We start from the raw sequence: 14,021 nt of genomic DNA on the forward strand, positions 1-14,021 counted from the left end.
AATACAGGTATGCCGCAGATCATTTATTCACCGTCAAAATATATACAGGGTAGCGGAGAAATCGCGAGACTGGGCGCTTATTGCCGGGATATGGGAGCTAAAGAGGCTTGTGCGATTGTTGATCCTTATATTCTCTCGAAATATGAGCAGGAAATTTGGAGCAGCTTCGATTCGGAGTGTATACCGCTGAGTCTGCAGGTATTCCAAGGCGAATGCAGTCAGGTGCAGGCGGAGCGGATAGCGGCTGAGCTGTACCAAGGCAGCAAAGGAATGATTGTAGGGATCGGGGGCGGCAAAACACTGGATATGGCCAAAGCAGTTAGCCATTTCGCCAGTCTGCCGGTTATGCTGGTGCCGACCGTTGCTTCGACAGACGCCGCTTGCAGCGCCTTGGCGGTACTCTATCACGAGCCGGGGGAGATCGACCGCTATTTGCCGCTGCGGCGCAGCCCGGATCTGGTCGTCGCCGATGTAACGGTGATTGCGGGTGCGCCGGTAAGACTGCTAGCTGCCGGAATGGGTGATGCCCTATCCACCTATTATGAAGCGCGGGCCTGCCACAGATCGGGAGCGGTAACCAGTACCGGAGGGACGGGAACTCTGGCTGCGCTGGCATTGGCCCGCACCTGCCTGGACACGCTCCTGGCGGATGGACGGCAAGCGCTGGAGGATGTCAGGGCGGGGCGTGTCACGGCTGCCGTTGAGCATATCGTTGAAGCCAATATTTATCTCAGCGGCATCGGCTTTGAAAGCGGCGGTCTGGCGGCTGCCCACGCCATTCATAACGGCTTGACGCTGCTGGAGGAATGCCGGGGTGTGCTGCACGGGGAGAAGGTGGCTTTTGCCACACTGGTGCAGTTGATTCTGGAAGACGCACCAGAGGAGGAGATCCGCGAAGCAGCGGAATTCTGCCGGATGGCAGGCCTTCCGGTGACGCTGGGAGAACTGGGGCTGGACGGATCGGATCATGAGCGGCTGATGGTTGCCGCCGAAGCGGGCTGTACCCTTGCGGACACACCTATGACGAATATGCCGTTCCCGGTAACACCGCAGCAGGTGCTGGAGGCCATGCTTGAAGCGGACCGCCGGGGAGCAGTGTTGCTTAGCCAGCCCAATGGCGGGTGAAAGCCGCTCTCCCCGCCATTGTTAATTTTTGCGTGACCACATCGTACATATTTCGCCTTCGGGAGCCAAACAATGAGAACAATTGTTGAATCACGAAGGAGGTTCTATAGATGAAGAAATGCAATTCCAGAGGGAAGCACAACCTTCTGTATCTGCTGGCTGTGATCATGATGATGCTCACTGCGCTGATCCCGTCAGCACCGCAAATGGTGTCTGCCGCTTCGGCAGGGAAGGCCACTTCCTCACCTGCACCTGGAGACCGCAACGGTTCGGTCACTGGGAAAGAAGCGGAGCAGAAGCAGCCGCCCCGCGTGGCGGTCATAATCGACGACTTCGGCAATGACATGCGCGGAACGGAAGAGATGTTCAAGCTGCCGGTCAAGATTACGGTGGCGGTGATGCCGTTCATGCGCACCAGCGAGCAGGATGCCCGGCGTGCACACGAGCTAGGCTTCGATGTGCTGGTCCACCTGCCGATGGAGCCGCGGAAGGGCAAGCCGGAATGGCTGGGACCGGGCGCTGTGCTGACAAGTCTGAGTGACGCCGAAGTCCGCAAGCGGGTTGAGGCCGCGCTGGATAATGTACCATATGCAATTGGCATTAACAATCACATGGGCTCCAAGGTGACCGGTGACGAGCGGGTCATGGGTATAGTCCTTGCCGTCTGCAAGGAGCGCGGCCTGTTCTTCGTGGATAGCCATACCAACTACCGCTCGGTGGCCGGCCGGATGGCGAGGGAGCTGGGGCTGCCGCCGGTGGAGAACCATATTTTCCTGGATGATGTGCATTCGGCCGGCCATGTGGCCAAGCAGATGAAGCTGGTGCAGGAGCGTGCACTGAATCAGCGGTATTGCGTGACGATCGGCCATGTCGGCATCCAGGGCAAAGAGACCGCAGCAGGTATCCGCAGCGGCATTGCCGGAATGCAGGGCAAGGTGCAATTTGTCGGCATCTCTGACCTGGTAAGGGACGAATGGAAATGGAATTCCCGGCTTACACTTCCATAAGATAAGCGGCAATGCCGTTCGCCACCGCTTCGGCAATCTCCTCCTGGCCCTTCGGTGTACAGAGCTTCGCCCGGTCAGCCGGGCTGCTGATGAATCCCGCCTCGACGATTACCGTTGTGGCGGTTATTTTGTTGAGCAGATAGAAGGGCTTGCCCGGCACCGGAGCAGTCTTCATCTTGTAGAGCTGATTCAACTGGTCCTGGATCGTCTTGGCCAGCAGGAAGCTGCGTCCTTCCTGGCGGTACAGGACGAGCGGGCCATGCTTGGACGGGGACTTTGCCCAATTGATATGGATGCTGACCACGACATTCGCGGGGAGTGTCTCGGCCAGCTCCTTGCGCTGGGCCAGATCGCGCAGATGCCGTGATCTGCTGCGCAGCCACAGGTTCTCATCGCTTGGCGCATAGTCGCCGGTCCGGTTCAGGATGGCGTCGAAGCCGTCCGCCCGCAGCAGCAGGAAGAGGCGGCGGGAGATGGCCAGGGTAATGTCCTTCTCCAGAATATCGCCGTATGATGTCCCCCCGTCGATGCCCCCATGTCCGGCATCAATCAGAATAATCCGCTGGTCATGCCCAAGCATGTGCTGGCGGTCTTGGGGCTGACTTGCTTTAGGTGCAGCTCCCGGTGTGGCAGCGTGGCTGATCCCGGCTGCTCCGGTCAGCAGCAATAGAATTAGTCCTGATGCGGCAATAATCCGGTGTATGCCGGACAGCCGCTCCCGGGCAAGACTTCTGGCCTGTCCGCCGGGACCGGACTGCTCTAAGCGTTCTGCAATATGCTGATCTGATATATCCGTGGTTCTCATGTGAAATCCTCCCTGGCAGTTGTCAACAGCATCATATTAGGAGTGACCTGTATCCGGATGGCAGCATAGCATAGCAATGGCGCCCATCGGACACGGGTAATCTCTGTTAGATTGTGCCTTATCAGTCAAAGCTATACGGAGCATAAGAGAATGGTTTAGAGAACGGAAGATTGGCGCAAACTATAAGCATAAGGGCAGCAGCGGAAGGCCGCTGCAGGCTAACATGGGAGGTGTTCATTATGGCATCCGGCGGAGATGATCTGGTGAAGTACATTACGGAGAAGGTCGTCGTCTATATTGAGAACCCGCGCGCCGTGCACGCCAGACGGAAGGCCGAGAAGCAGCCCTGGGCGGAAAAATGGTTCGGCACCCTGCCGCTCGCCTGGTCCGTCTGGCGCAGCAAGTGGAGCCGGGACGGGGACGGCAAGGAGTAGCGATCCGGCTTGGCCCCTGAGCGGAAATGAGGTGCAGAGGTGCACTTGATATCACCGAACGCAAGCATCATCAAGCATCACTAAACAGCCTTCCCAAGCGCCGTTCAAACGGCACCCGGGAAGGCTGTTTCAGTATAAGGCGGTTTTACTTGCCCTTTTACCGGCTTCTCGCTGGCCGGAGAGCGGCAACACCCGCCGACCTACCGGCTTGAGCCGGAAGGAGGAGCCGAGCCCAGCGCGGCTCCTCCTTGCACGGCGCAGGCGGAACATGGAAGGTTCCCGCGTGCTGGAGCGCGCCCAGCGGCAGGAAGCGCAGCCCGCCGGGACCGGCGGCGGCATAGACTACCGCAGCTTCATTACCGGCTGCTGAGTCTCCGGCCGCATCTGTCTTCAGCCAGCGCTGGCTGCCGGTAATCATAAACGGCGCGCCCAGCGTGTCGTTGTGTCCGGCCGACTGGAAGGCGAGGCTGCCCTGCTGCTGAAGCAAGGCGGTCAGGCTTGCTTCATTAATGTTTTTCAATGCAGGCGCGGTCAGCCATAGCAGATCGGCATACGGATCATCCTGCCCGCCGCCCAGAAGGGCGGGCAGGGGAGCGCGCAGCTGATCCGCCCCGGAGGATAACGCAGCTCCATTAACCGGCGGGGTGCTCAGAACCCGTTCGGCTTCCTTGGAGGTCCAGGGCAACACCTCCAGCACAGAGGCATTAAGATACACTGTCTTATGCTCGACCTTAAGTTCCCACACCGGCAGCAGCGGAGCGTAGAGCGCCGTAAGCTTGATTTTACCTGAAGAATTAGCAGAAATAAGTCCTTGCTGCACCAGATACTGGTGCAGTTCATTCATACTGTAAGGTAGACCGTCCGTTCCGGCTCCATATTCACTAAGCAGATAGCTGCCATCGTCCGCCGCAGAGATAATGAGATAACCGATCCGCTGACCGCCGTTCATTACATTAACCAGCCAGCTTCGTGTCCCCGGGCCCAGAGGGTAGACCTGGGTTGCGGCATCCTTCCACTCCTTAAAAGGAGCATTGGCTGACAACTGCCCGATCATCTGCTTCGTGAAGGCCTGCAGCGTCTCCGGCGCCGGGATCGGCTTCATGGCAAGCTCCGGAAGCGTCTCCTGCATGACAGCCTGGGTCACGGTAGCGCGGCTGCTAGTTGAGGCGAGCGCAGCGGGAGAGGCAGCACTTATGACCAGCAGAGATAATCCAATCGACAGGCAGAGAAGCAGGCGGCTAAGCCGCCGGAGCGCTTCCTGCTGCCTTGCTGTGATCTTCATAGGTTCGTTCACCTTTCCTGTTCCAAAGGTTAGCGGAGTCCGCCCGGCCAGGACTTTCTTGCCACAGCAACCGGCCTGGCTTCCGTTTCTTACTGTAATTGTAGAGGACAAGCCCTGAAAAGGCTGTTGCTTGCTGTCGCGGCAGGCGGCAGGAGTTTCTTTGTTTTTTTGCCTGCTTTTAGCGGACGGGGTCGCATTCTATGTGCTGCGCAGATGGAACAGCCCGTATGTGACGGCAGAAACTGCAATCTGCGGCTCATACTGCCACGTGGTCTCCTGCCGGCGGCGGTTATATTGCTCCCGGGTGCTGAGCCGCTTCTCCTCATCCTGCTCCTTGAGCAGCTCCGCGTAATAGATATCCACGATGCTAAGCTCCAGCTCCAGCCGCTGCCGGGCTTCTTCGGCCCAGGTATAATCCATCAGCGCCAGCTTGGAGGTGAGATACCCTTCCAGCCTGTCGGCTCCAGTGGCAAGACTAAGCTCCGAGGGCTGGATATGAATATTCTCCGGCAGGCGCGGCGTCAGCTCCCTGGACTCCAGCCGGGCCTGGAAATCCGGCACGATCAGGCCGGAGGTCAGCGACACACCGATGAAATGCAGCTCCTCGCGCTTCAGATCACAGGTCATCTCTACCTTGTAGCAGACCGCCAGCCACGGCTCGTAGGCTGCTGAGAACAGCGTGGTCCGCTGCCGCTGCCCCGGGTCCTCGAACAGCTGCAGGCAGCGGCCCTCGTCCTGCGCCGCCGACCAGATCTGGCGCAGGCGCTTGCTGCCGTAGGTCACATCCTCCCGGCGGATCATGCCGGGGCCAAGACGCGGCAGGGCCGGAACGATGCCGAAGTACCGGGCCAGGATGCTGTCCTCCGGGGCAGCGGACACCCCCGGCGGCACTACGCCGCCTGGAGCGGCCGGCTGCGCTGCGCCTAGCTCCGCACCTGCTTCGGCATCCCCCGCCCCGGCCAGACCCGGCAGCGTTCCTGGCCCGGACGGACGCCTTGCCCCGCCGCGCGGCTGGGCCGTTCTCTCAGCGGCCTGCGCCGCGAGTGCATCGTACTTCTCCGGGTCGAAGACGAAGCTGAAGCTTAGGGTCTCGGGATCTACGCCGGTGCGCTCCACGAAGCTCCAGTAATAAGGCCGGTCCGTCAGCATCCGGTCCGCGCGCGGCGAGAGCTTCACCGTCACATGCAGTGGAGAGGACTCCAGAATGGTACATTCCGTGGCCTCCAGATAATCCATGACCTGCTTGCGTACTTCCACAGGCGTCAGCATCAGCGGGCCACCCCGCTCTCATCCACATCCGCATCGGCATGGGTCAGGCTGCTGAGCGTATCGCCGATTCCGTCCAGTCCGCTGCGCAGCTCCTCGTCGCTGCGGGCCTCGAGGACGATTTTGTACAGGCTTTTCTCCAGCGACCCGTTCTGCTCGAAGCGCTCCAGGATGACGTCCAGCCCGCCGATGACCATCTCGAACATGTTGATTTTCTCATGCAGCAGGTGGAGGATATGCTCTTCGATGGTTCCTTCGGTGGAGAGATTGTAAATCACCACATCATTCTCCTGGCCCAGCCGGTGCACCCGGCCGATCCGCTGCTCGACCCGCATCGGGTTCCAGGGCAGATCGAAATTGATCATATGGTGGCAGAATTGCAGGTTAATACCCTCGCCGCCCGCCTCTGTAGCAATCATCACCTGGGCGCGGCCGCGGAAGAGGTCCATCATCCAGTCTTTTTTGCCGCGGTTCATGCCGCCTGAGTAGGTCACACATTGAAGCCCGTGATCCCGGAAATATTGCAGCAGATACTCCTGGGTCGCGCGGTATTCGGTGAACACAATAACCTTCTCGTCCATCTCCCGGATGAGTTCGATCGTCTTCTCGGCTTTCGTATTGGTTTTGACCGTGCGGATCGTCTGGAGCAGACCCATCATGCGCTCACGCTTGGGCGAGTCCTCCGGCAGCTTCTTGATCAGATTCACCAGCGTAACGAACACGGCATCCCGGCTGCTGCACACCTCGCGCTGAAGCGTGACCAATGAGAGCATACTGCTGAGATTGCCGCCCGCCTCCTGATACTGGTCCTTGACGAAGGCAGTAACGCCGTCATACAACGCCTTCTCCTCCTCAGAGAGAGTGAGCGGGATGTTGCGCACCTTGCGCTTGGTGAAATTCACCGGCCCCTCGCCCCGGCGGTTGCGGATCATCACCTTGGACAGCTCGCCCCGGAGCTGCACTTCATTCTTGGGCTGGCGCTTGTCCACAACGAAATTGGCGGCAAAATCCCCCTGATTCCCAAGCTGCCCCGGCTTCAGCAAAGTAATCAGATTGAACAGCTCGCCGAGGTCGTTCTGCACGGGGGTGGCGGTGAGCAGGAGGCAGTATTTTTTGCGGAGCTGCTGGACGAACTGGTAATTCGTCGATTTCTTGTTCTTCAGCTTATGGGCTTCGTCGATGATCAGCATGTCGTACTCCTGGCTTAGCAGCATCTCCTTATGCGGGTCGCGCTTGGCCGTATCCATCGAGGCGACCACAATATCGTTGCCCCAGGAATAGGTCTTCTTCTGCGCCACAGCAGAAATGCCGAATTTCGTATTCAGCTCGCGTACCCACTGCAGGACGAGCGAAGCAGGCACCAGAATCAGCACCCGGCTCACCAGGCCGCGCACCAGATATTCTTTTAGCACCAGTCCGGCTTCGATCGTCTTGCCCAGGCCCACCTCATCGGCGAGGATCGCCCTTCCCGACATCTCGAACAACACCTTATGCGCGGTATCCAGTTGATGCGGCAGCGGCGACAGCCCGGACAGATGCTTCATACACTGCAGCTCATCGAAGCTCGTGACCAGGCTTGACTGCTCTCCCTGCACGGCAAGACGGGATAACCGCCAGTCGCCCCAGGGTCCGCCTTTGTCGAGTCTGGATTCCAGATCCTGCAGCCAGTTCCGTTCAAAAGCTAGAGGAACAGGCAGCAGCGGCGCAGGTGTCACGTTCTCTTGGGGCAGGGAATTGCGGAATAATTGCGTCATGATGCAGCCTCCTCCGGTGCGGTTTCATATCGAATGCGTACCAGTAGTATGTGCGTTTCAGAGAGATTTCATAACCCCGCTTCGCCGGGCTGGCGCCTGCGGAATCTGCATTTTCCCTGCAAAGCTTTCAGGATCACCACCTGCAAAAAAACGAGAAAGAGGGAGCAAACGAGCGTTCTTTTCCTGATTTCAGGGCATTCCCGCCCGGGGCCGGTTGTTTCAAAAAAGACCGCAAGTCACAATATGTGGTATAGTTTTGAAGTTGAAGTACACCATATATTGTTACAGAAGTGTGAAGCACGGTCCCCTCGCGGACCTCTTCACCACAATGAACGGCAGCATCACCTATTAATCAACCGGGAGGTTTTGCTATTGAGTACAGTAGAACATAACAAGCGCCTGGAAGGCCTGAGTGAGAAAATTTTCCTGGACCGTTATGCCTGGAAGGATGCAGACAGCAACAATGCGAAGGTGGGCGATGTCGTCCTCGTGCTGACGAAGGATGATCCGAAGTTCCCGACCAAGGAGGTCGGCGAGATTGTCGAGCGTACCGGCCGAACCGTTACAGTCCGTACCCGCAGCGGCGAGCTGGTGCAGTCGGATGTCGAGAAGCTGACGCTGAATATAGAGAAGACACCGGAGGAGATGTGGGACCGCCTTGCGGCCGCGATGGCCTCTGTGGAGAAGACACCTGAGCTTCAAGAGGAGTGGACAAGCCGGTTTCGCTCGATTCTGGATGACTGGAAGCTGGTTCCGGGCGGACGGATTGCGGCAGGCGCAGGGGCAAGCGAAGAGCTTACGTTGTTCAACTGCTATGTCATTCCATCGCCAAAAGACAGCCGGGGCGGCATCATGGAGACCCTCTCCGAGATGACCGAGATTATGGCCCGCGGCGGCGGAGTGGGCATTAATCTGTCCTCGCTGCGCCCGCGCCGCGCTATTGTGCGTGGGGTGAATGGCTCCTCCAGCGGCTCCGTGTCCTGGGGCGGATTGTTCAGCTATACGACCGGACTGATTGAACAAGGCGGCAGCCGCCGCGGCGCACTGATGCTGATGATCAACGACTGGCACCCGGATGTGCTGGACTTCATCACCGTGAAGCAGACGATGGGCCAGGTCACGAACGCCAACCTGTCGGTATGCGTCAGCAACGGCTTCATGAAGGCAGTGAAGGAGGATCTGGATTGGGAGCTGGTCTTCCCCGACACCACTGATCCCGATTACGACACGCTCTGGGACGGCGATCTGGACAAATGGAAGGCCGACAACCGCCGCGTCATCCCTTACCGCACCGTCAAAGCCCGCGATGTCTGGCATACCATTATCGAATCGGCCTGGAAATCAGCAGAGCCGGGCGTTGTTTTCATGGAGTATTATAATCAGATGTCGAATAGCTGGTATTTCAATCCGATTATTTGTACGAATCCGTGTTTCCACCCGGACACCAGAATTGCTACGGAATACGGCCTTTTAACCATCGAGGAGCTATATAAGAAGGTCGGAACGGAATCCTTCCTGGTTGGAACCGATTTGAGACTGGTGGAGCAGGCCAAAGTGGTTGGCGGAAGAAGCTACGAAGTTCCGGGTCTGCAGATGAGACGGGCTACAGTGTTCCCGACCGGAACAAGAGAAACCTTGAAGATCTCGCTGCAAAATGGAGTCGAGCTGTCCGTTACGCCGGAGCACCGCTTATTTACCGATTCCGGCTGGAAAGAGGCCCGTACTCTGACGGCTGAGGATAGTGTGTACTTGCAGTCTGGTGAGGGCGGGTTTGCTGCTGAGGATCAGCTTGGTGAGGATTGGGGCTGGTTCCTGGGCTGGCTCACAGGTGATGGCTGGTTATCCAAACGCGGTGACATCGGAATGGTATTTGGCGAGGCAGACAGTGAAGTAATTCCAACACTTATTGATGCTGCTGAGCGTATTACCGGTGTGAGTGCGAAGGTATTCGACAGAACGAATGGCACCAAACAAGCATACTGGTGGCGTAAAGCGTTCCGTGAACAACTTGAGGAACTTGGAGTTAAGGCGGTCAGAGCCGCCGACAAAGAGGTTCCGGCCGCGCTGTATACCGCTTCACGCGAGACCGTTGTAGCCTTCCTGCAAGGATTGTTCTCGGCAGACGGAACGGTATATGACCGTGATGAGATGCATCGTTCCGTCCGACTGACCTCAGCTTCCAAGAAGCTGCTTCAAGGCGTTCAATTGCTGCTCCTTAACTTCGGAATTAATAGCTCCATCTATAACCGTGAGAAGAGAAATCAGGCTGTATTTACGTATACAACTATTGCGGGCGAGGAACGTAGCTATGAGGGTGGCGGATTCTATGAGCTGATCTTAAGCGGCAACAACATCCTTGAATTCAAGAATAAGATCGGGTTCAAGCTGCTTACCAGAAAACAAGAGGCGCTGGAGCGCATTGCCAGACCTTCCCGCAAAAATGAAAAGTTTATCTCCAAAGTTGTTGGTATCGAAGCAGGCGAGATTGTAACGGTATACGATATTACCGAGCCTGTAACGCACTCGCTGATCGCTGGCGGTGTTGTTGCTCATAACTGCGGTGAACAGGGCCTGCCCGGCTGGGGCGTGTGCAACCTGTCCGCCGTCAATCTTTCCAAGTTCTACGATGCCGACAAACATGATGTGGACTGGGCAGATCTGGCGAGAACCACCCGGTATTCCGTCCGCTTCCTGGATAATGTTATCGACAAGACACCGTATCATTTCCCGGAAAATGAAGCCAACCAGAAGCTCGAACGCCGCGTAGGGCTCGGCACTATGGGATTGGCTGAGCTGATGATCAAGCTGAATATCCGCTACGGCAGCCCTGAATCGCTGGAGTTCCTGGACAAGCTCTATGGCTTCATGGCCCGCGAGGCGTATCTGGCTTCGGCTGAGATTGCCGGAGAGAAAGGCTCGTTCCAAGCGTTTAACGAGGAAAAATATTTACAGAGCGGATTTATGCGAAACATTACTGAGGTCTACCCTGAGGTTGGCGAAGCCATCCGCAAGCAGGGAATGCGCAATGTAACTGTAATCACCCAGGCTCCTACAGGCAGCACCGGAACTATGGTCGGAACATCCACAGGCATCGAGCCGTATTTCGCCTTCAAATATTTCCGCCAGAGCCGTCTCGGCTATGATGAGCAATTCGTACCGATTGCCCAGGAATGGCTGGAAGCCCATCCGGGAGAAGAACTGCCGGACTACTTCGTCACTTCGATGGACCTGTCGGCCAAGGACCATATTCGCGCTCAGGCCGCTATTCAGCGCTGGGTAGACAGCTCGATCTCCAAGACCGCGAACTGCCCGTCCGACTTCACGGTGGAAGAGACCGCCGAGCTGTATGAAATGGCCTTCGATCTGGGCTGCAAAGGCGTAACCATCTACCGTGACGGCAGCCGTGACGTGCAGGTACTGGAAACGGCGAAGAAGGAAGACAAGAAGGACGCTGCGGCAAAAGTTGAACCGGTGGAAGCAAAAGAAACTGAACCAGCAGCTCCTTATACTGTAGTTGCACAGCCAATGACTATGAAAGCATCGGAGGGTCTGCCGGGTGCCGGCGGAGTGGACAAGCAATATAAGAAACGTCCGCAGGTGTTGCGCGGCGCGACCTATAAGATCAACACGCCATTCGGTATGGCGTATATCACGATCAACGATCTTGACGGCATCCCAGCCGAAATCTTCCTGAACGTCGGCAAGGCCGGCTCTGACGTTTTCGCCATGGCGGAAGCCTTGGGCCGCGTATGCTCGCTGTTCCTGCGCTACGGCGACCACGGCGAGAAGGTCGGCCTGCTGATCAAGCACCTCAAGGGCATCGGCGGCTCCGGCGCCATCGGCTTCGGCGCGAACCGCGTCGAGTCCATCGCTGACGCAGTGGCCAAGGCACTGGAAACTCATGTGCTGAACAACGCCCATGACGACCATATCCCGGCGCCCATCGCCGCCACGCTGGAGCTTGATTTCAACGAGGCGCTGAGCGCTGAGCTGAAATCCACGGTCCCAGCAGCATCCACTGATGATGGCCATGGCAGCCACGGAGCGCACAGTCACGCTACCGCCTCGCGGGATCTCTGCCCTTCCTGCGGCAGTGCCTCGCTGATTAATATTGAGGGGTGTAAGACTTGCGGGAATTGCGGGTATAGCCGGTGCGGGTGAGTGGTAGATAACTAACAAGTTTTGTTTTAAGAACAATGTGAAATAACGTGGGAAGCGATAGCTGCTCCCACGTTGTTTTTATATTTTTTATGTCAAAAGCAAATAAAGTTGTAGACTGAGAATTAAAATATTAGATTGTCAACGCTTCATTAACCTAACGGGCAGGATAACATAATGATTTCGCGAATACTCTACATAATGGAAATTTCCAATGTTTCTAAATAGTGATGGACGCTATGGAAAACTCAATAGGAGCTGAATGATGAGCGAATTTAGTGCAAGTTATCATTTGCAGACAAGCGATCAGCAAAAAGTCGTTGAACTAATTAGAGCTTCAAACAATAAAGGATTTGTTTTCCCTGAGTTTAATGGTTGGGTGACTTTTATTGTTAAGGGGCCGACATTTGGTATCCGTAAATCGATTGTATCATTAAATCCAGGCTTATTAGTTCATTATTCATATATGGAAGATCATGGATGGGGACTATCCATTTTTGAGAAGGATGAAATCATCTCCACATATAGGTGCGATTGGACGGATGAACTAATTATTGAGAAAGATGAGCATGATATGGTTCTACTTAGAGAATTAATTATGAAGCAAGGAAATTCAATTGAAGACCTGGAAGAAGCTTTTGATTTAGTGAAATACGATGGTGAAGAGCCTCCAGCTTATTTTATCGCAAATAAACTAGGCTTAGGATATTTTGAATGGCTGTCCGCTGATAACATCGGCGATGGCTCACATTATGAAAATTTAGTCATTGTGGATTAGTCGAGAAAGAGAAGATTAAAGCCCATGAAGGTTAGCAAAGGTGGAAACGCTATGAAGTCTTAGATAAGGGGAGTAATCATATTAACATTTCACTACCACCACTTTTATAGTAACTTTGGCATGTCCCTCAAGAAGCCCGGAAATCTCATTGGCACTGATCACGAATGTGGAAAAATCGAAAATAGATTCATATCAATTTATTCTATAAGGGTTTCTAACAGGATTTTCTCATTTGAAATGAAAAATCATAGCCCAAACCTTAAAGGTCTGGGCTATTGCAGCTTCATTTGAATCTCAATACAGATTTTCAACGATGCTACTTGGCGATTTTGGCGAAGTATTCTAATGTTCTAACCAGTTGCGCGGTGTAGGACATTTCATTATCGTACCAGGCTACAGTCTTCACCAGCTGCTGATCGCCAACGGTTAGGACTTTTGTTTGCGTGGCATCAAAAAGAGAACCCAATGTCATTCCCCTAACATCGGAAGATACGATCTCATCCTCAGTATATCCGTATGTTTCGGGATCTGATGCTTGTCTCATAGCGGCATTAACTTCTTCAACCGTAACCTTCGTGTTCAAAACAGCAACGAGTTCTGTCACGGAGCCTGTGGCTACAGGTACTCGCTGAGATGCACCATCAAGTTTTCCCTTCAATTCAGGAAGAACGAGCCCGATGGCTTTAGCAGCACCGGTGGAGTAAGGAACAATGTTCTCTGCTGCTGCTCTTGCTGCGCGGAAGTTTCCTTTGGAATCCGGTGCATCAAGAGTATTCTGATTGCCTGTATAGGCGTGAACGGTGGTCATCAACCCGGACTGAATGCCGAATGTATCGTTCAAAGCTTTAGCCATGGGAGCGAGACAGTTCGTTGTGCAAGAAGCAGCGGAAATGACGGTTTCCGTTCCGTCCAATGTTTCATGGTTTACGTTATATACGACGGTCTTCATGTCGCCTGTTGCCGGAGCGGAAATAAGGACCTTCTTGGCTCCGCCTTTCAGATGAAGCTCTGCCTTTTCTTTGGTGGTGAAGAAGCCGGTACATTCGAGTACGATCGCTACGCCAAGCTCGCCCCATGGGATGTCTTCAGGGTTGCGGTTGGCCAGCACTTTAATTTCTTGGCCGTTAACAGTGAGCGCTCCGTCATGAACTTCAATGTCACCCTGGAAAGTGCCTTGAGTAGTATCATATTTGAGCAGATGCGCCAGCATCTTTGCGTCAGTTAAATCGTTTATCGCTACAACCTCGATATTATCCATTTCCTGAATACGACGGAAAGCCAGTCTGCCAATTCGCCCAAAACCATTAATGCCTACTTTTATTCTCATTGAATCGTCCTCCTGTTTGTTTTATAATAAAAGATACCATTCGGTATCTTTTATTATATCAGAACTTAAACCGTTGGCAAGGTTT

10 protein-coding genes are annotated in these 14,021 nt (G+C 55.2%); 5 read left to right on the top strand and 5 right to left on the bottom strand.

Annotated elements, in window-relative coordinates; all coding sequences use genetic code 11:
- Positions 1–9: 9 nt before the first annotated feature.
- Together K1558_RS00540 and K1558_RS00545 are read left to right on the top strand one after the other, a co-directional pair.
- Positions 10–1,125 carry a glycerol dehydrogenase gene (locus K1558_RS00540; RefSeq protein ID WP_238649426.1) on the top strand — a complete coding sequence of 372 codons (1,116 nt, stop codon included), beginning with the start codon at positions 10–12 and terminating at the stop codon, positions 1,123–1,125.
- Positions 1,126–1,235: 110 nt separating this feature from the next.
- Positions 1,236–2,132: a divergent polysaccharide deacetylase family protein gene (locus tag K1558_RS00545; protein WP_238649427.1), complete on the top strand. Its 897-nt coding sequence runs from the start codon at positions 1,236–1,238 to the stop codon at positions 2,130–2,132.
- Here the strand turns inward: K1558_RS00545 and K1558_RS00550 are convergent.
- The gene (locus K1558_RS00550) at positions 2,119–2,937 is read right to left on the bottom strand and encodes an N-acetylmuramoyl-L-alanine amidase family protein (RefSeq protein ID WP_238649428.1); all 819 of its coding nucleotides are present in this window, start codon (positions 2,935–2,937) and stop codon (positions 2,119–2,121) included. The two genes, K1558_RS00545 and K1558_RS00550, sit on opposite strands and share 14 nt — an antisense overlap.
- A gap of 239 nt (positions 2,938–3,176) precedes the next feature.
- On the opposite strand from K1558_RS00550, the gene K1558_RS00555 reads away from it, so the two are divergent.
- Positions 3,177–3,371, top strand: a complete 195-nt coding sequence (locus K1558_RS00555) for a YqzE family protein (protein WP_238649429.1) — start codon at positions 3,177–3,179, stop codon at positions 3,369–3,371.
- Between the two features lie 157 nt (positions 3,372–3,528).
- Here the strand turns inward: K1558_RS00555 and K1558_RS00560 are convergent, their stop codons facing one another.
- The 3 genes from K1558_RS00560 to K1558_RS00570 form a co-directional block, all read right to left on the bottom strand.
- The gene (locus tag K1558_RS00560) at positions 3,529–4,653 is read right to left on the bottom strand and encodes a hypothetical protein (RefSeq protein WP_238649430.1); all 1,125 of its coding nucleotides are present in this window, start codon (positions 4,651–4,653) and stop codon (positions 3,529–3,531) included.
- Between the two features lie 198 nt (positions 4,654–4,851).
- On the bottom strand, positions 4,852–5,922 hold the full coding sequence (locus K1558_RS00565; protein WP_420800388.1) for a YqhG family protein: 1,071 nt from the start codon (positions 5,920–5,922) through the stop codon (positions 4,852–4,854).
- Positions 5,922–7,673, bottom strand: a complete 1,752-nt coding sequence (locus K1558_RS00570) for a DEAD/DEAH box helicase (protein ID WP_238649431.1) — start codon at positions 7,671–7,673, stop codon at positions 5,922–5,924. The genes K1558_RS00565 and K1558_RS00570 overlap by 1 nt, the downstream gene beginning before the upstream one ends.
- A gap of 372 nt (positions 7,674–8,045) precedes the next feature.
- Here K1558_RS00570 and K1558_RS00575 point away from each other — a divergent pair, with 372 nt between their 5' ends.
- Together K1558_RS00575 and K1558_RS00580 are read left to right on the top strand one after the other, a co-directional pair.
- Positions 8,046–11,834 carry an LAGLIDADG family homing endonuclease gene (locus K1558_RS00575; protein ID WP_238649432.1) on the top strand — a complete coding sequence of 1,263 codons (3,789 nt, stop codon included), beginning with the start codon at positions 8,046–8,048 and terminating at the stop codon, positions 11,832–11,834.
- Positions 11,835–12,093: 259 nt separating this feature from the next.
- Complete coding sequence (locus K1558_RS00580) at positions 12,094–12,609, top strand: hypothetical protein (protein WP_238649433.1); 516 nt, start codon at positions 12,094–12,096, stop codon at positions 12,607–12,609.
- Between the two features lie 316 nt (positions 12,610–12,925).
- Here K1558_RS00580 and gap read toward each other — a convergent pair whose 3' ends face one another.
- Positions 12,926–13,936, bottom strand: coding sequence for a type I glyceraldehyde-3-phosphate dehydrogenase (gene gap, locus K1558_RS00585; RefSeq protein WP_238649434.1), 1,011 nt, complete (start codon positions 13,934–13,936; stop codon positions 12,926–12,928).
- Positions 13,937–14,021 lie beyond the last annotated feature (85 nt).

Origin of the sequence: Paenibacillus piscarius, assembly GCF_022234545.1 — a bacterium.
GTDB classification, from domain to species: domain Bacteria; phylum Bacillota; class Bacilli; order Paenibacillales; family Paenibacillaceae; genus Paenibacillus_AQ; species Paenibacillus_AQ piscarius.